The sequence below is a fragment of the Symmachiella macrocystis genome (assembly GCF_007860075.1).
Taxonomy (GTDB): domain Bacteria; phylum Planctomycetota; class Planctomycetia; order Planctomycetales; family Planctomycetaceae; genus Symmachiella; species Symmachiella macrocystis.
In genome coordinates this window covers 775,687-793,915 of the sequence record NZ_SJPP01000003.1, presented here as the reverse complement: position 1 = coordinate 793,915, position 18,229 = coordinate 775,687, and the positions used below count along the sequence as shown (strand labels likewise).

Below are 18,229 nucleotides of genomic sequence, written 5' to 3'. Positions count from 1 at the left end.
ATTGGAGAAAACTGCTGATGACACGTCGACGTTCGAAACTGATCACCTGCGGCCTGCTGTTGGCCGCCGTGTCATTGTGCGGAAGCAGATTATTACTAAACGCCGATGAACCGCCGGCACTGGCCGAGGTGTTGCCACGGATCCAACCCACGCCAGCGAATAAGGCGCTAAAAACCTTTCGCTTGCTGAACGGGTTTCGCCTGGAACTGCTGGCGTCCGAACCGCTCGTCACCGATCCCGTCGCCATGCAATACGACGAAAACGGGAAGGCCTACGTCGTCGAGATGAGCGACTACCCGTATACCGGCACCGACAAAGATGTCGCTTGGCAGGAACAAACGTCATTGCCGATCGGCCGCGTGCGAACCTTGGAAGATACCGACGGTGACGGTCGGTTCGACAAGAGTGTGATTTTCGCCGAAGACCTCTCCTGGCCGACTGGATTGGCATTTTGGAAAGGGGGCGTGTTCGTCACCGCGACACCGGATGTGTGGTACTTGAAGGACACCGACGGCGATGGTAAGGCCGATGTTCGTCGTAAGGTGTTCACTGGTTTTCGCAAATTCAATGTGCAAGCGGTCATGAACAATCTCGCCTGGGGGTTGGACCACAAGATCTACGCTGCCGGTTCGAGCAATGGCGGCAATATTCGGCCGGGGGACGAACCATCGGCCCAACCAATACCACTGCGTCGCAATGATTTTCGACTCGATCCCGTAGACGATGCCTTCGAGGTGATTTCGGGCGGAGCGCGGTTTGGCAACAGCTTTGATGATTTCGGCAACCGTTTTATCTGCAACATTCGCAATCCCGCGCAGCACATTGTGTTGCAGCGGCGTTATCTGGCACGGAATCCGTTTCTCGCCGTCCAACAGGCGGTCAACGATGCCGCGATTGCCGGCGATGCCGTCGAGGTATTTCGCATCAGCCCGCCTGAACCGTGGCGGGTGATCAATGCAAAACGTCTGGCCGCTGATACCAATCGCAAAAGCCCCCGCAGCGAAAGCGTTGCCACCGGGTTTGTGACCTCCTCCAGCGGTATCACCATTTACCGGGGAGCCGCCTATCCCGAGGAGTTTTACGGAAACGCCTTCATCGCCGAAGTCGCCGGCAATCTGGTCATGCATTACCGTCTCAATGCAGCGGGCCCAACGTTTGTTGCCCAGCGCGCCAATCAAGACGTCGAGTTTTTAGCATCGACCGACAACTGGTTCCGGCCAGTGAATTTCGTCAATGCCCCCGATGGCACCTTGCATGTGCTCGACATGTATCGGGAAACGATCGAGCATCCCTGGTCGATTCCCGACGATATCAAAGCTCATCTCGACCTAGAGAGTGGACGCGATCGCGGACGGATTTATCGCCTTGCTCCCCCCCAGTACCCGCCGGGTCACGACATCAACCGGCGGCCGCAACTGGGGACTGCGACGACGGCGCAGTTGGTGGCTGAGTTGGAGAATCCCAATTCCTGGTGGCGGGAAACGGCGCACCGGCTGATTTATGAACGTCAAGAAAAGGCTGCCATCGACCCGCTTCGCAACATGCTCAGAGAAAGCTCAAAACCACTCGCCCGCTTGCACGCACTGTGGTCACTGAACGGTTTAGAGGCGCTGACCGAAGACGACCTCATGCAAGGATTAACCGACGCTTCACCCCGCGTACGCGAGCAAGCGGTGCTGCTGGCAGAGAATCGATTGAAAACTTCGCCGAAACTACTCACACAAGTCTTGGCCGTTGCCGACGATGATGACGCTCGCGTCCGCTTTCAGACGGCGCTGTCATTAGGAGAAGCGGAAACCGATCCCCGCATCACTGCCGCATTAGAGCGTATCGCGAGACGCGATGTCGAAGACCCATGGACGCGCGCAGCGGTGCTGGCGTCGCTATCCGGCCAGGAAATTACCGTACTGGTCGACCTGCTAGCCGATCCTGATTTTGCTGCCGGCAATGGCACGCCGTTGATTGCACAACTCGCTGAAATCATCGGCGCCCGCAATCGTCCCGACGAGGTCCGCCGTCTATTGGCCGCATTGTCGAAGGAAACTGGTTCGGCCGCCGATTCCGTTTCTCTCAACACGGTCGCGTCGCTGGGCAGCGGCCTGAAACGGGCGCGTGCTGGATTGGGAGACTACAGGAAAGATAAAAACGAACCAGCCAGCGAACTGATTGCGCGACTGTTCGACGATGCGGAAAAAATTGCGGTCCTCGATGATGCGACGGTCGAACAACGCATTCAGGCCGTGCGGCTGTTGGGTTATGGTGAGTTCGAACAAGTCAAACCGGTGCTGGAGCAGTTGATCGACCCGCGGCAACCTTTGTCGCTGCAGATGGCAGCGGTGCAGACGTTGTCCGGTTTTGTCAATCCGCAAATCACCGGCATTTTGCTGGAACGTTTTACGCAGCTGACTCCATCGGTCCGCAATGAAGTCGTCGGTGCGCTTTCCTCCCGCTCAGAACGCATTGGCCCGTTGCTGGACGCTTTGGAGCAAGGCCACATACCGCTGGCGCAGATCCCGCCGATTCGCCGTGGTTTGCTGCTGAGAAATCGTGATGCAAAGATCAAGGCTCGCGCCGAAAAGTTATTCGCCAATGACAAACCCAGTCCACGGCACGAAGTGATTGCCGCCTACCAAACCGCTCTCAGCTTGCCGGCGGACAGCAAACGGGGCGAGGCGGTTTTTCGCAACCAGTGCACCACCTGTCATCGCCTGGGAGACCAAGGGCATGATGTGGGAATGAATTTGGCAACCATCAAAAACCGGACGGCAGGAGAGATCTTGGTGCACGTGCTCGATCCCAATCGCGAGGTCTCGCCAAACTTTTTGGATTACATCGTCGTCACCGATGATGGGCGGACCACCACGGGCATCATCGCCAACGAAACCGCCACCAGCATCACCCTCCGCCGCGCCGAAGGGCAACAGGAAACCATCCTGCGGCAAAATATCGACGAGATCACCAGCTCCGGCGTCTCCTTGATGCCCGAAGGTCTGGAGAAAAAAATCTCGCCGCAACAAATGGCCGACTTGTTGGAGTTTTTAGTCGGACTACCCAAGAAATAACTGCAACTGCAGTTCGGCTTCCGCGCGGTCCACAACGTCTATAAAACTAACGGAAACACCCAGGAGCAGACTTCCATGCGTCAACTGATGTCTTCCATGCTGATCGTTTCGTGCCTATTCGCGGGGCTGTTGACGACGTTGCCGGCCTCCGCTCAGGAGACACCAGAGGCGGCATCGCGCCGCTCATTGATCGTTGAGGAAAACAAACTCCCCGGCGCAACCGATTGGCAATTGACCCGCGTGCGCCCCGACAATCAGGGGCATCGTACGCCCTGGATCGAAGGGTATTGCACGCGACAAAGCGTCAAAGCGGGCGAGTCGATCGAAATCATGGTCTCCAGCGATCCGCCGCAGCCTTTCAAAATCGAAGTCTTCCGGATGGGCTATTACAGCGGACGTGGTGCTAGGTTAATGACCACGCTCGGCCCGTTCGAGGGGCAAACGCAGCCCGTCCCGGCGCCGGGAGAAAAGAACCTGCATGAATGCCGTTGGGCGGCGACAACACAACTGACGATTCCCGACGATTGGTTGAGCGGCGTCTATCTGGGCCGCTTGACCACCTTGCCTCCCGAAGCGGACCGGCCGTATTGGCAAAGTTACGTAGTCTTTGTTGTTCGCGACGATCGCCCGGCGGATATTCTGTTTCAATGTTCCGACAATACCTGGCAAGCGTACAACCAATGGCCGAGCAATTATTCGATCTACACGCATCCCAAAGGCGTCCAAGGCCCGTGGGCCGACGTCAGTTTCGATCGCCCCTACGGCCGCGAAGCGCAATACAACGGCGTAGTCAACGATCCGCTCACATTCGGATCGGGCGAGTTTTTGCCCTTGGAGTTTCCACTCGCCTACTGGCTCGAAAAGCATGGCTACGATGTGACATATTGTTGTAACAGCGACATGCTCACCCCCGAACATGGATTGAAATGCAAGTCCTTTATCAGCGTCGGGCACGATGAATACTGGGACATTCGGCAGTTTCGCAGTGTTGAGAAGATGCGAGATTCCGGTGTGGATTTATTGTTTCTTTCGGGCAATTCCATCTGTTGGGTCACGCCATTTCGCGCCAGCAGCGATGGGCGGGAGAATCGCATTATCTTTCGCGGAGGGCCCTACGGGGCGAAGAACGATTACGCACTCCTGCGCGAGCGACTGCACGGCCCGTTTCCCGAACACGGCCCGGACGAGGGCCTGTTGATGGGGGCGCGAAATGTCGAACCGGTGAATGGCGGGGGAGACTGGACGATTACCAAACCCGAGCATTGGATCTTCGCCGGAACCAACGTCAAAGCGGGCGATCGAATTCCTGGATTGATCGGTTGGGAATACCACGGTGCGCCGGCCAAGATTCCCGGCTTGGAAATCGTCGCCGCGGGAACCGCTTTTCAAGGAGGCGAGAACCCCCAACAGTGGACAGCCACGATCTATCCCGGTCCCAAAGACAACTTCGTATTCAACGCCGCCACCATTTTTTGGGCGCAAGGACTCAGCTCACCGCCGGGACACACGCTGCCCTGGTCGCATTTCAGTCGCCCCCACGGTCCCGATCCCCGCGTCCAACAGATTACGCACAATCTGCTCCAGCGGGCAATTGATGGAAAACAGTGATGTTCTCCGCGCTTGGTGTCGGAGAACTGGTAGGGCATCGAGCCTTGCGATACGATCAAACCCGTCAAAGCTACCGTTGTTTATCAATCGCCCACTTTGTCTTGAGGGGCTGCATCCATATGCGAAACTCCCTGGTTGTCCTGCTCGCAATCACAATCTGCTTGACGATAACCTCTTACCCGCAGGCGGCTGAACCCAAATCGATGCAGCACCCACGTCTGTATTTCACCGCGGCCGATCTACCGCGATTGCGCAAGCTGCGCGATTCGGGGATGCACGCGAAAATCTGGGCTAACTTGACTCGCTCCGCTGATTGGTGTCGGCAACAACCTCCCCGCACAGAGTGGATTCCCACGCTGGCCGACGATCCCCAATACGAAAACCTATACGACCGCTTCTATGCTGCTATGCACGACATGGCGATCATCGAGCATCTGGCCTTTGCGTCGGTGTTGTCCGATCCGGACGACGATCCCTATTTCGAATCGGCCAAAGCTTGGTTGCTGGCCGGCAGCCGGGTTTGGAAACATGAAGCCGACAACAAACCCGATGCCAGCAAGGCCTACGCTGTGCTCCGCGTGATGAAAAGTCTCGCCGTTGGCTACGATCTGCTCTACGACCAACTGACCGCAGCGGAACGACAAGAGGTCCGCGACTGCCTGACCGCCGTGTGTGGTGCCTATTTCAAGTTTTTCCAAGATCCGGTCGCGGCTGGTGCGGGGTACAACAAACACCACGGTAGCGTCGATGCCGCTCCGCAAGGAATTGTCGCCTTGGCACTGTTGGGCGAAGTCCCCGCAGCCGACGCGTGGCTGGAGCAAATGATTCAAAAGCACGTCGATTACCTCTTACCGCACGCACTGACGCCCAGCGGCACAAGCGACCAGACATCAAATTTCTGGGCCTCCACACTCCACTATCGCATCTTTTTTATGGATGCACTACGTCGCGTCACCGGGCGGGACTTGTTTCGCGAATTTCCCGATTCTACTCCGGGCCGCATGGCGTTGGCTGCCATCGCCGGAAGGCAACCGTTACAGCAAATAGCACAGTACAACGAAGCGAATCGCAACGTGCTGTTTGGGCCATCGTATGGGCAACTCGACTATTGGTCCCCCGTGTTGGTCTTTCTGGCCCGCGAGCAACAACGGCCGATCTATCAGTACCTAGCGGGCTGGGATGAATCACTTGGCGGGTTACAACGTTCTCGCTATATCACGCCGACCAAAAAAGAGGAATTGCTGTTCAGTTTTGGTGGATACGTCTACCTGTGGTACGACCCAACCATCCCGGCTGTCGTTGAACCGAATCTACCGCGATCCTTCGAGTTTCCTGAACCGGAGGTGAACGAAGCGTACCTGCGCGATTCCTACACCGCCGGGGATATCGTTGTGGGCTTCAAAAAAGGAGGCCTCATCGTGCATGCCGGAGGGCGGCCGGTGTTGGTCGATATGCTAGAGACTAACGACGTTAATAAACCCGCAGAGCCAATCGAAGAAATGCTTGTGGCCGACGACGGTCGACTGGCGAAGATCCGCTGCGTAGGGCCGAAAGCCGCGGGGATCGGTGAACAGAAAATCGAGCTGCACCGGCCCGGCCGCTTGAAGATTCGCCGCCAAGCGACCAAACCACTTACGTGGTGGTTGGCCGGAAAACCGGCGCGCGAAGGAAATACGTTCTCCTGGCCGGACGGAACGACGGTGACAATTTCAACCGGAACAATCAGCAACTTTGACGAGCGGGGTTTCGTGGAGACCAAAACCCATTATGCTGGAATGAAATATGCCGATCCGCTGCCGATGGTTTATCCGACGGTCACCGTGCAGCCCGATCAGGATCTTGTGGAAATCGAAATCACGTCGCAGACCCCGCCCCCTGAAAAAACACCGACTCAGCTGCAGGAGCAAAAATAATGAGAACTCCCCTGACTGGTTTTCACAAAGTATCCATCGTGAGCGGTCTGTTGCTGGTCGCCGCTTTTTGTGCCGGACGACAAGTCGGCCTCTCCGCCGATCCACCGGCCACCGTCGTCAAAGCCAACGCGTCGGAAACGCAACCGGCCAAAGCGCGGACCTACCGCAATCAATTGACGCCGTTGGAAAATCCGCAACCACTGTTGGCCGACTATCCCGATTACGTCGCACCGGTGATCGAGTCCCGACGGTTCGAAGCACCCATCTTGATCGATGAACCCGGCGCGGACTTGTCTTTGCGGGCCTGGCGATTTTCCTACAACGCCCGTGGCATTGTCGAAGTCCCTAACCGAATTCTAGCGGAGCGGACCGCTGTGATCATGGTCCATCCCTGGGGGATCGACGATGGACAAGGCTGGAAGACGCCCGAGCCGGCTGGCGTGGCTGACTTTTGTACCGTAGAGAAAAACGAACTCGCCGGCCGCCATACCGCAGAGGTCGTCAATCCGTTGCTAAAACGATTACGCGACCGCGTGAATTTAGTGCTCTATAGTATGCGCGGCGGCGAACACCCGGCGCACACGCCGGTGTACCGCAGCATCCGGCATCGCCCGACCGCCCAAGAACACGCCGCCGGAATGGTTGCCTTACGGAAGATTCTCCAGGACTTCGACTACAGCGGCCAACCCTTGCCCGCGGAAATCGCCATTTCCGGTGACCATGCATTCAAAGACTATTTTCGGCAGTTCCCCGGGATCGATGCGGCGGCGAAGTACAACCACGAGGGCTTCTGGGATCTCCCGATTCCCATCTGCAGCGCCGTCGATGTGGATCTGGACGACGTGGTCTACTACGACAATGATGGTTACCCCGGGCTGCGGGACTTTCTCAAAGCCCAGGGCGTACAGCATGTGATTTTAACCGGCTATGCTACAGATATGTGTTTCTGTTCGACAACCGCTGGTTACGAAAACCTCTCGCGCGACTTCAACGTCTTTTTAGTGGGAGATGCGACCTTGGCCACCTTCCCGGCAAACGATACGCCGCGGTATGCCACCAATGCCCACATTTCCTATGCATCGCTGAATCAGTTCATTACCCAATGCTCATGGATTCAGCTCGACGAGAGATAATTACACAGACCTCATCTATTCCTAGCGGAGATTGACCGTGCAGCAGCAACAACCATCTGAGAATCCTCGTCGCGACTTTTTGAGCGGAGCGGTGTTGGGCCTGACCGGCGGGTCATTGGCCGCCTTGTCACCGCAATCCGCAGCCGCAGCCGACGTAGCCGCCAAGCGGACGGGACTCTACCCAGACGGCGCGCCTTCGGCCGATGTGGGATATACACCCGGCATCCTCGCCGCAGGCCAACGGTTGGTGTTCGTCTCGGGGCAGGGGCCAAAGGATCTGGATGCCGATATGGAAACCCAGATGCGACAGACCTTTGACCGGATCGGCTTAATTTTAAAAGAGGCGGGCGCCGGATTCGAAAACGTGGTTATCATCCGTTCGTTTTTCGTGCACCTACTCCGCGACCTGCCGATCTACCGCAAGGTCCGCCAGGACTATCTCGTCAAACCATACCCGGCTTCGACAGCGGTAGGCACGACCGAATTGGCGATTCCCGGCTTGGAAATTGAATTCGAAGCGGTCGCGATTATTTGAAGGCAGCGATGCTTATAGCTTATCAATGTTGTAAACGCATAAAGCCTTGGAATCGTGTGGTTTACGTGCGTTCATTCCTCTCCGCACCGCTATAAGACTTTGGGAATTCGCTCGACTTTCGCAGTTCGGCCTGGGGGGAATAGGTTGTATGTGTCGTCGTGTTGCCCCTCCCCTGTAGTAATAATTTTGCGATTTTCGTTCTAAACAGGTATAATCAAAACCAATTATTCGCCGTTTTGCTCATGCAAAAATGGGAGAGGAACATGAAGACGTTGGTCCGATCTGAGGATGTGTTTCTAGAGGCGCTCGACGCGCACGACGGCCATCTTGTGAAAGCGCTGGAATCACTGTGGGACGTTCGTCCCAATCATTTCGCACCGACACGTGTGAGCTACGCTTGTGAAGGCGACGACATTGTAGCGATCGATTTTAAGTGGACGCGATTAACCAATGAGACGTTGCGGCATCTCAACCACCTCACCTGCCTCAAGCAGTTGAGTATCCACGGCGCCGAAATTACCGACGCTGGAATGACAGAATTGATTCCGCTTCAGAATCTGGAAGAATTGAATCTCGGTCGCACGCAGATCACCGACGCGGGAATGGACGACCTCAAGCAATTGCCAAAGCTGCGACGGTTGGATGTCAGTACGACTGAGGTCACCGACGTAGGCCTTACACACATCGCCGAATTCAACAACTTAGAAGATTGTTATCTGAATTTTTGCCGGGAAGTCAGCGATTGGGGCTTGGCACCGCTGTTGGATATCCCCAAGCTGAAGTTGTTGCACGTGCACGGTACGCGCGTCACGTCCGCCGGAGCGGAGGATTTTGCGGCGGCCCGACCTGATTGCGCCGTCATCCGTTAACGGTCCTACGAAGACGGTCATCAGTTGGTGTCCACCGTCCCGGAAAAATCATCCGGCCGCGACGATTGTGGCACAGCTCCGTTACTGGGCAAGTAGCCACCTGGCGGATAATAGTTATCCTTAGCGCGCCGCGGCATGGAGCGTTGCTGGTTATAGGCCCGGGGGCGGGTATCGGTGAACGGGCCTGCATCACTGGGGAGCGGATCGTACATCTCAAATCCCTGCCGCTGCGTCGCCGCATGCTCCCGCGGCAATTGCCCGCGAAACAGATCGGGCGTCTGTGTTGTCGCAGAACTGCACCCCATGGCCGCGCATGTCAATGACAGCAAACATCCGCGGCGGAGAATTTTGATCATCACGCTAACCTTTGGAGCGATATAGAGCTGATTTGTCGTCGGAAAGTCCCGGCGCGCGGCGGATTATAGCGCGACCGCCGCGGTGCTGATAGACGGGATTTCGCATTGTTCCCAGAACCGTTTCATCTTTAAACGCCCAATAGCGATCCGCCGCCGTTGGGGATAAACTATCGCCTTCTACAATGTTAACAACGAGGGTGCCACTGGCTCAGCCAGTGCGAGTTCAAGCGTGTGCGATACTTGTGAAACACGGGCATAGCCAACGGCACCCCGCGTGGCAGCGTTCCGCTATTTTATCTTGAAACAATCCTATGCCCCCGCCAGGCCTGTTCATCGCCGGTACCGACACCGACATCGGTAAGACCTATGTGACGTGCCACATCGCCCGCCAGTTGGCTGCGGGGGGCCATGTGGTGGGCGCGTACAAACCGGCCGTCAGTGGGGCAGGGCAGAATGCGGCGGGGCAGTCTGTTTGGGCTGACATCGAGGAACTGCATGCCGCTACGGGTAAGCAGTTTCCTCATGAGCGGATTTGCCCGCAGCGATTCAACGCCCCGTTAGCTCCCCCGTCGGCCGCCAGAGCGGAAAATCGAACGGTCGACGCTCCATTGCTTCGCAGCGGAGCGGACTGGTGGAGCACGCAGTGTGGTTTTCTGCTGATCGAAGGGGCCGGGGGGCTGTTGTCGCCCATCGCTGAACAAGAGACGGTCGCCGATATCGCCCAAGACTTGGGATACCCACTAATAGTCGTGGCACGGCTCGGATTGGGGACGATCAATCACACACTGCTCACGCTCGAAGCGGCAGCCCAGCGCGGTTTGACCGTTGCGGGCATCGTACTCAACGAGGCAGTGGCCTCAGATCACGATGCTTCGGTCCAAACCAACGCCGCCGATTTGGCCCGGTTCACGGACGTCCCGGTGCTGGCGACGCTACGGCACAACCATGCGGAGGATATTGCGCGGTTGGGGGAGATTGATTGGATCACGCTGGCCGCTATTTAATGATTTCAATCGTCATTCGTCACGCCAACATTGCCTCCAAGAATCAATCCCAGCAACATCGGTCCGAGGGTAATCATTACGAAGCCAAACATAGTGAGTTCGATTTCACTTTCGATAGGAATCGAAAAGAGTATCATGATCGAGAAAAAAAGTCCCATGATCACCCCCACCATGCCGCCGGCAAAACTCTTGATCCATTTTGGGTGACCGCAGTAGTCGCAACCAGTACAGTCGTAGCGAAAAAATGACGGCCGGGCTGCGCCTCGCAGTTTGATTTTGACAACAAAGCGGCACCAAGCCTGATTACCGCAAAGAGGGCACTTGGCAGGCACGAATACCCGAAAGAATTGCACATAGACCGCGGCGATCCCGCCCAACACGATTAGGCACCACACGGATTCGGACGAAACCATGCACAGCGGAATCCCGAACATGCCGATCAACAGCGGGCCATAGACGATCAGGCGACAATGGATTCGCGGCGACATGGCGGTTGTTCCATGTGAAATCAGGCGTTGGCTGACGACGTAATTCGTCGTGTCGGATCGCTCAATCGCCTCATTCATTGGACGATCAAATGTAACCCGTGTCAACCGGCTGCCTGATCTACGAGGTCAGTGCCGCTTCTTTCAACATCCGCGCTTGTGCTGCTGAGGTGTCGACGTTCATCGATAACTTCACGCTCCAGCAACCGCCGGGGGGATTGAGGATTTCCCAGCGGGGAATGACTGCCGAACTTTGGTGCACCATTTCGAATCCGGATTCGGATTGGCTGATTGTTTGGATCGGGAAGGCCCACAGGGAACTCGGTTGCGAGGTCTCTAGCGTGACATCCATGCCCAGCCATTCGTCGACCAGGCCTATGCGGCCGCAATCGTGGAGGTCCTGGACCGAATCGAGTTGCCCCAATTGCGCGCCGTCTGCATCGTAATAGAAACGGTCCGGAGCACCACCCGCCATGCCGGCGAAATTGAATTCGACGCCGAAATGAATCGGGAGGTCGGCCGGCAAGTTCTCAAGTTCGTAAAGCACGTCCAACTGTCCGGCGTCGTGCACGTCGAGCGAAATCGTTTTGGTGATTTTGACCTCGTATTGTCCCATGCGTCCCAGACGCCACATGCGGGCTTGGACTTGTTCGGGTGACCGCCGCAACATCGTTTCATAAACACCGGAGACGAAGTCGCCCATTTCTCCGACGCCGTTTTGCGCCTGTTCCCAGGTCAGACCCGGTTGGAAGAAGTGGTCCACCAAACTTTTGTGCGTCCACGTGTCGTATTGGATTTTCTTGTCCAGGTCGGGTTGTTTGAACGCAACCATGTCGTGGATGCTGGCGACTTCGGACTGCTGATGTTGTTGGTCTCCGGCGGCGCGAACCTTGTCGTGGTACGGTTCGGGACGGCGATCAAGCGTGGCCAACAGATTGTGGCGGATGCTGCGGATGTCCAGTTCGTACAGGTGTCCGCCATCGTTCGGCGCGACAAAGCCAATGAGCTTATCCCCGGCGATACGGATTTCCTTGCGTGCATTCAGATCGTAGTCATCGGCGTCGATCGTAACCCAAGCACCGGTCCGTCCGGCGACTTTGTCCAGCACGTTGTCGGCGGCAATCAGATTGGTATAGACGGCGTTGCGCAGGTGCGGCAAATACAATCCGCCAAAGGCCCCATGCCAATAGCTGCAGTTGCACTGTGCGCGATACAGAAATGTGCGGGCTTGCGCCAGCAGATCGCGGCGCTCTTCCCCTTGGGGGCTGGCTGCCAGTTCGTCCAGGCGGTTGCTGACCAACAGCATCCGTGCGTACATTTCGTTGCTCTCGGGATACTTCACACGGAAGTTGCGCCAAAAGCCGCCGCGGAGAAACTGTTTGATTTGTGGCCAATCCGGATCTGATTCCTTGGCGTGCGTCATACGTGACAACACAATTTGTCGTTCGGTCGGCAGCGCCCATTCGGTCATCTCGCGATAACTGGCGTCGGGCAAATAGATGCTGCCCGCAGGCGGCACTTCGTCGACCACTTCGGCCAACGTGGAGACTTTGAGCCAATCGGCGTTTTCCCGCAACGCATCGAAGAACCGTCGCAGCCAACCGTTTTCGTAGACATGGTCCTTTGTACCGGGCCAAGTGCCGAATTTTTCGCCATCGTCGCCGAAGACAATCGCACTCCCCGGATGCCGCTCGGCGACTTGCCGCAGGTAGTCAATCGTTTCATGGGGTTCGCTAAAGGGAATCGTGTACCGCAAACGTTCGCTGCCGGGGAAAATCTTCAGCAGTCGGCCTTCATCTTCACTGAGATAAAAGTTGTGCAACTGGTCCGCTTCTAGTCCGGCGCCGCGGAAGTGGTAATCATCCAGCAGCGTGTATTCCATCCCCGCTTCGGTCAGGTCGCCGGCGAAGGATTGTTCCCATACCCGTTCAGGGACCCACATGCCGCGGACCGTTTGTCCAAACAGGTTTTCCAGATATTGCGTGTAAGCGCGAATCTGTCCGATGCGGTCGCGGCGAGGAATGCAGGCGAGAATTGGTTCGTAAAACGGTCCGCCCAGGATCTCGACTTGTCCTCGCTCGACCAGCATCCGCACGTTGTCGATGTATTCAGGATGCGCTTCGACCAACCATTCCAGCAGACTGCCGGAGGTGTGCAGCGCAATCGGCAGATCAGGATAGTCGCGGAGGACCTCAAGAAAGGGAGCATAACTGTCGTTGAATGCCGCCTCGAAGACACCGTCGAAATTGCCGATCGGCTGGTGATTGTGCAGGGCGAGTACGAGCCGAAGTGGACCACTCATGAGTGAATTTCCGATTTCACGCAACGTCAAATGAAAACAGTGAGTTCCGCGAAACTATCGCGGGTGACATCAGCACAAGTACGACATCGAGCCGGGAACGCCCAACCGTCGGTTCACGAACAATTCGCACTATGCACCTGGGCAGTATTCTCGGCGTTCCGAACCCTGTCGACAAGCGACATCGCTATATTCCGTACAAAGATCAACGAATCAAACGACGCGCGCGGGCAGAATCGACAGATACCCGAATTCTTGCCATTTTGAGACACCCGTCAACACCGAAGCTTTAGGTGATCTGTGGGTAGAGAGGCGAATTCACAAAATTGTGACGTTGGTATCCCGGAGAACTGTGAAGAAACGAAAAATTTCGTCGTAGTTGCCGTTACTGCCTATGTTGCCAGTCGGATCGGCCTAATGCTTGGTTTGCTTAATCCAGTGCTGCTCGCAACAACTCAGCCGCATGTTCGGGACGGATCGGATTGATGAACATACCGCTGCCATGTTCGAATCCCGCCAACTGCGCCAGGCGTGGGAAGACTTCCAGATGCCAGTGAAAGTGCGGCATCGTTGTCGTGCGGAGTGGGGCGGTGTGTAAGTAATAGTTATAGGCCGGGTCATTCAACACAGCACCCAGCCGGCGGAGTGCCGACTTCAAGATCGCCGCCAACTCCGTCAACTCCGTTTCGTCTTGCTCCTCGAAGTGGCTGGCGTGCGTCCGCGGCAGTACCCACATCTCAAACGGAAACCGTGAGGCAAACGGGCAGATCACCACAAACCGTGTGGTTTCCAGGACGACACGACTCCCGACTTCAAGTTCCTCAGCCAATAGCGCGCAATAGGGACAGACGCCGCTACGACTGTGGTGTTGGACACTGCCGGCCAATTCTTCCGCCACAAGCAGCGGCACATTGGGGGTCGCCAGAATCTGCGAATGGCAATGCTCCATCGATGCCCCGGCCAGTGCGCCGTAATTCTTAAAGACCAACGCATAGGCAAGCCGCTCGTCACTGGCTAAGCCGCGTAAACGGTCGCGATAAACGGTCAGCACATCGCCGACCTGCTTCGTCGAGAGTTCGGCAAGGTTGGTGTCGTGCTGGGGGCATTCAATGACCACCTCGTGGGAACCGACGCCGCGCACTTGATGATAAAAACCGCTACCCGCCGTTGCAGAGTTTCCTTGAGCGGTGACAGCCGGGTATTTGTTGGGGATCACTCGCACGTGCCAACCGCGGCCATTGGTGGCTGCGGGCGTTTGGCGATAGGCTAGAATCTCTGGTGTCGTTTCGTCTTCATGCCCTTCGCAAAACGGACATGTCTGCAGGGCTTGCGTCCGCGCCTGTTGGACCAACTCGACAGGCTTCGCCGCCCGCTCCGTCGCCACGATCACCCAACGGTCGACAATTGGATCTTTACGAATTTCAGACATACAGCGAACAGCAGGGAGAAGTTAAAGGCGACAATGACACGTTCATCCGCAGCACAAAATCCGGCTACTGCACGAGTCCGCGGGTCAGTTCCATGAATGCCGTTTCCAGGTTCAGTTCCTCTTCGCGGAACAGCGTCAGTTTATAACCCGCCTCGATCAATAGCGATGGTAGAAAACTGTAGTCCAGGACCTCGGGCTGCAAGCGGACCACGATCACGTCGCCGCGCATAGTGACTTCGTCCACTTCGCTATGTTGTTCCATAAGCGACGCGGCTTTCTCTGTGTCTTTGGCGACACAGATGTTCAACAAGATGGCCGACCGGACCTGTTTCATTAAGTCGGTGACCGACCCGTTGACCAGCAGTTCTCCTTTTTCGATGATGCCGACTTTGTTACAAACGTCGGCCAATTCGGGCAGAATGTGGCTGGAGACGATAATCGTCTTGTTCAATTCCCCCAGGCGTTTGAGCAGGTTGCGGATTTCAATCCGCACGCGGGGATCCAAACCACTGGCCGGTTCGTCGAGCAACAACACTTCCGGCTCGTGCAGTAAAACGCGGGCCAGTCCGATACGCTGGGTCTGTCCGCGGGAAAGCTGGTTGACCATCGCATCGCGTTTGTAGGTCATGTCGACCAGTTCGAGTTTTTCTTCGCAAATCTTACGTCGCCCCGGTCCGTTAATACGGTAGGCTGCGGCGAAAAACTCCAGGTATTCGATGACCTTCATGTCGTCGTAGACGCCGAAAAAGTCCGGCATGAAACCGACGAGCCGGCGGATTTCCTCCGGGTCGGTATAGATCGATTTTCCGCAGACGTAGGCTTCGCCGTAATCGGGATTGAGCAACGTGGCGATCATCCGCATGGTCGTCGTCTTGCCCGAACCGTTGGGGCCAATGAACCCAAAGACGTCCCCCTGGTCGAGTTCCAGGTTGAGATGATTGACGGCGATCAGGTCGCCATATTTTTTCGTGAGGTTGACGGTCTTGATCACGTGAATCTTCTCGCAGTAATTTGGTGGCAGCGGCAATGGCCCCGATTGTCGAAACTCAAGTCAATCGCTAACGCTTTGGCCTGGGAGGAGGGGCGACATCGGTCGTGGGTAGCGTACGGCGTCCGCCCGAAACATCTGTCTTTCTGACTGGAAGTATGATGCGGACAAACGTCTCTTGTTGGGTGTTTTCCGGGGTGACGCCGTCGACGTGGAGCGTTGTCGGTGAAAGATCAATGCGAGCCAGCAAGACCGCCCGCCCGAGTCGTAGATGCTTGGAATAGTCCAATTCGGGCGAAACATCGTGCGCCAAACCGGTATAGGCGGCGCCGCCGGCGGTCTCGTAGAACGTCAGCATCCGCGACACATTATCCAGATCGCGATCATCAGGATTGTAAGTCGTCCGCTCTTCAAAAAATTCATCGAACGACGCTTTTTTGTCATCCATCGTCTTTTGCTTGGCGACGAGTCCGGTCAGAAACGAGCGGAGCTCTCGCGACTGCGGGGCATTCGGTCGCCATTGTTGGTAAGGAGCCAATTGATCAATGAGGTAAGCCTGTCCCCCGTAGGCCAGGACACAATCCTGCAACGGCACCGGAAATGTATGTGAAATCCGACCACGCATGCGTCCCATTCCGGAACTCTCCAGTTGGTTGTCCACCAATCCCGAGCGTGTCGCATCCCACTGGGCCAGGAAGCTTTTAGCGGACCAATGTCCGATCGGCACGTTTTTCATCGTCACCTCATCAGTGCCGTAATCATACGTGCGGTCGGTCAGGTGAAGTCCCCCTTGTCGGTTCAGTCCCCCCACTGCGTCCTCGGCCAAGGCCAACCACGACAGCTCGATCTGACGCGGCGCCTTTTTCTCGACGGCAAATGGTTCGGGCTGTGCCTCGATCGAATAGAGCTTGTTCTCGGGGCTGTAGACACCGAACCAACTTCGCACCAGCAATTGTTCTGTAGAGGTATCGAGATCGATGAAACTGGTTTGTTTGACCTGTACTGTTTTGCTGTGTGAGGCTGTGCTCATCCAGATTGCCAAACCACCAGCGACCGCCACGAACAACGGAAACGTGACCCAAGTCAATTCGGGCTTCTTGAACAGTTTTTGCACAATCCAATAATCAAGCGGACCGATCAGCAACCCATAGAGCGCGATCAAGCCCAGCACGGTCCAAACCGAAATCCGCGGGACATTGTCCCAGTCTTGTAGGGTGGCCAAGAACTGTGACGAAAGATCGGTGATTCCTCGTTTGGAGAGTTGGCCCGACGCTGTTTGCTGCGACTGTAGATCGGAGCGGGTCTCCCCTTTCACCAGGTTTTCCAGCAACGCGGTCGCCGCTTTCCAACCTTTGATCGGGGGTAGGTTGACATCGATCGTGAAGAAGACGATCCGTCCCAACCCATACGGCACGCGGAGCAACGTCGGTCCGCTCCGTCCCCGTTTGACGACCACGCCGTCAAAGTCCGCATCGTCTTCACTAATGACCGCGGTCTTGACGCCGCGAAAGCGTGGAAGCGGGTCGCGTTGCCCGGCAATTGATTCAACATCGCCCAGTAGACGCGTTTCCGCCTGGCCGATCACTTTGACAGGCATCCATTTGGCGAGCGGACTTTTGTCATACGCTTCGACATCTCGGCCGAGCGAAAATACCAGATATCCCCCGCAGCGAACCCACCGCGCCATGGCCACACTTTGACTTTCAGTAATCACCGCCGGAAACGGCTGCTCCTCGGGGGACGTGGCCGCTGCTGCCACAATCAACGCGTCGATCGCGGTGTACGACTGCCAAATCGAGGGCAAGTTCTTAACGGAAATATGAGCAATCACCGGTTTACCGGCTTCCACTGTGATTTCACTGTCGATTGCACCCTCAACCGACGGCGTCTCAAGTCCGGCTGGATCGCCGATGGCGACCCACAATTGTTGCGCAGGGAGCAACCCTTCGCGAAATTGGTGGGATTCGTCGGAGACTCGCAGCAATTTCGAAGCGATCGGCCCTGCGTCGGTTTCGACGCGGATCCGCAATTCCCCGTTGGCACGCCCTGTTTTAAAGCGGCTTTCAAAGCGGTACGGTTTTCCAGCGGCCAACTCAACTGTTTCGCTCGTGAGCAACGTCATGTCGGCATCGATGTCAGGCACGCCGACCACCAATCGCGCTGAGCAATCCGTCGTTGCAGTCACCGTGACGAACAGCGGACTCCACTCACCGACTTTGTAATAACCGTCAAAGCCGACAGCGATCTGATCGATCGTCGCTGGCGACGGTTCTTCAGCACCAACGACGCGCGTGCTCGCACTGCCTAGCAACAGGCAACAAAAAACGGAGGCGGCGGTCAGGGACGTTAGAAATGGCGGAAATCGCAATTTTGGTATGCCGTAATTAGTAGGAGAAACAAGAAATGCAGCCGCTCAGCAGCGTCGCTGAATTGCGGGATTTGTATTGTAGTGAGATGTTTTGGCGGACAAAACCGGCACAAGCGACTGCTGGGCGCCAAATGCCGAATCGACGTAACGGTCTCCCAGGAGCGTCCGCCGCCAAACAGG

13 protein-coding genes are annotated in these 18,229 nt (G+C 56.5%); 7 read left to right on the top strand and 6 right to left on the bottom strand.

Going from position 1 to position 18,229, the window contains the following annotated elements:
- Nucleotides 1–17 precede the first annotated feature (17 nt).
- The 6 genes from CA54_RS26535 (at nucleotide 18) to CA54_RS26510 (ending at nucleotide 9,120) form a co-directional block, all read left to right on the top strand.
- Nucleotides 18–3,062, top strand: coding sequence for a PVC-type heme-binding CxxCH protein (locus CA54_RS26535; protein WP_146374004.1), 3,045 nt, complete (start codon nucleotides 18–20; stop codon nucleotides 3,060–3,062).
- A gap of 75 nt (nucleotides 3,063–3,137) precedes the next feature.
- A complete protein-coding gene (locus tag CA54_RS26530; protein WP_231963205.1) occupies nucleotides 3,138–4,670 on the top strand; it encodes a N,N-dimethylformamidase beta subunit family domain-containing protein in 1,533 nt (510 codons plus the stop codon).
- Nucleotides 4,671–4,873: 203 nt separating this feature from the next.
- A complete protein-coding gene (locus tag CA54_RS26525; RefSeq protein ID WP_197532859.1) occupies nucleotides 4,874–6,583 on the top strand; it encodes a DUF4962 domain-containing protein in 1,710 nt (569 codons plus the stop codon).
- Nucleotides 6,583–7,716, top strand: a complete 1,134-nt coding sequence (locus tag CA54_RS26520; protein WP_146374002.1) for an isochorismatase family protein — start codon at nucleotides 6,583–6,585, stop codon at nucleotides 7,714–7,716. Before CA54_RS26525 ends, CA54_RS26520 begins: the two co-directional genes overlap by 1 nt.
- Nucleotides 7,717–7,753: 37 nt before the next feature.
- The gene (locus CA54_RS26515; RefSeq protein WP_197532858.1) at nucleotides 7,754–8,251 is read left to right on the top strand and encodes a Rid family hydrolase; all 498 of its coding nucleotides are present in this window, start codon (nucleotides 7,754–7,756) and stop codon (nucleotides 8,249–8,251) included.
- A gap of 263 nt (nucleotides 8,252–8,514) precedes the next feature.
- A complete protein-coding gene (locus tag CA54_RS26510; protein ID WP_197532857.1) occupies nucleotides 8,515–9,120 on the top strand; it encodes a leucine-rich repeat domain-containing protein in 606 nt (201 codons plus the stop codon).
- A 20-nt stretch (nucleotides 9,121–9,140) separates the two neighbouring features.
- On the opposite strand, the gene CA54_RS26505 is transcribed toward CA54_RS26510, so the two are convergent.
- Entirely contained in the window at nucleotides 9,141–9,476 is a 336-nt protein-coding gene (locus tag CA54_RS26505; RefSeq protein WP_146373999.1) for a hypothetical protein, read from the bottom strand.
- 311 nt (nucleotides 9,477–9,787) lie between these two features.
- Between CA54_RS26505 and bioD the strand changes: the two genes are divergently transcribed.
- Nucleotides 9,788–10,480, top strand: a complete 693-nt coding sequence (gene bioD, locus CA54_RS26500; RefSeq protein WP_146373998.1) for a dethiobiotin synthase — start codon at nucleotides 9,788–9,790, stop codon at nucleotides 10,478–10,480.
- Nucleotides 10,481–10,485: 5 nt separating this feature from the next.
- Here bioD and CA54_RS26495 read toward each other — a convergent pair whose 3' ends face one another.
- The 5 genes from CA54_RS26495 to CA54_RS26475 all read right to left on the bottom strand — a co-directional run bounded on the left by CA54_RS26495 (nucleotide 10,486) and on the right by CA54_RS26475 (nucleotide 18,049).
- Nucleotides 10,486–11,046 carry a hypothetical protein gene (locus tag CA54_RS26495; protein WP_146373997.1) on the bottom strand — a complete coding sequence of 187 codons (561 nt, stop codon included), beginning with the start codon at nucleotides 11,044–11,046 and terminating at the stop codon, nucleotides 10,486–10,488.
- 40 nt (nucleotides 11,047–11,086) lie between these two features.
- The gene (locus CA54_RS26490) at nucleotides 11,087–13,267 is read right to left on the bottom strand and encodes an alpha-amylase/4-alpha-glucanotransferase domain-containing protein (protein ID WP_146373996.1); all 2,181 of its coding nucleotides are present in this window, start codon (nucleotides 13,265–13,267) and stop codon (nucleotides 11,087–11,089) included.
- 427 nt (nucleotides 13,268–13,694) lie between these two features.
- A complete protein-coding gene (gene galT / locus CA54_RS26485; protein WP_146373995.1) occupies nucleotides 13,695–14,693 on the bottom strand; it encodes a galactose-1-phosphate uridylyltransferase in 999 nt (332 codons plus the stop codon).
- A 64-nt stretch (nucleotides 14,694–14,757) separates the two neighbouring features.
- A complete protein-coding gene (locus CA54_RS26480; protein WP_146373994.1) occupies nucleotides 14,758–15,684 on the bottom strand; it encodes an ABC transporter ATP-binding protein in 927 nt (308 codons plus the stop codon).
- A gap of 67 nt (nucleotides 15,685–15,751) precedes the next feature.
- The gene (locus CA54_RS26475; protein ID WP_146373993.1) at nucleotides 15,752–18,049 is read right to left on the bottom strand and encodes a hypothetical protein; all 2,298 of its coding nucleotides are present in this window, start codon (nucleotides 18,047–18,049) and stop codon (nucleotides 15,752–15,754) included.
- Nucleotides 18,050–18,229: the final 180 nt, after the last annotated feature.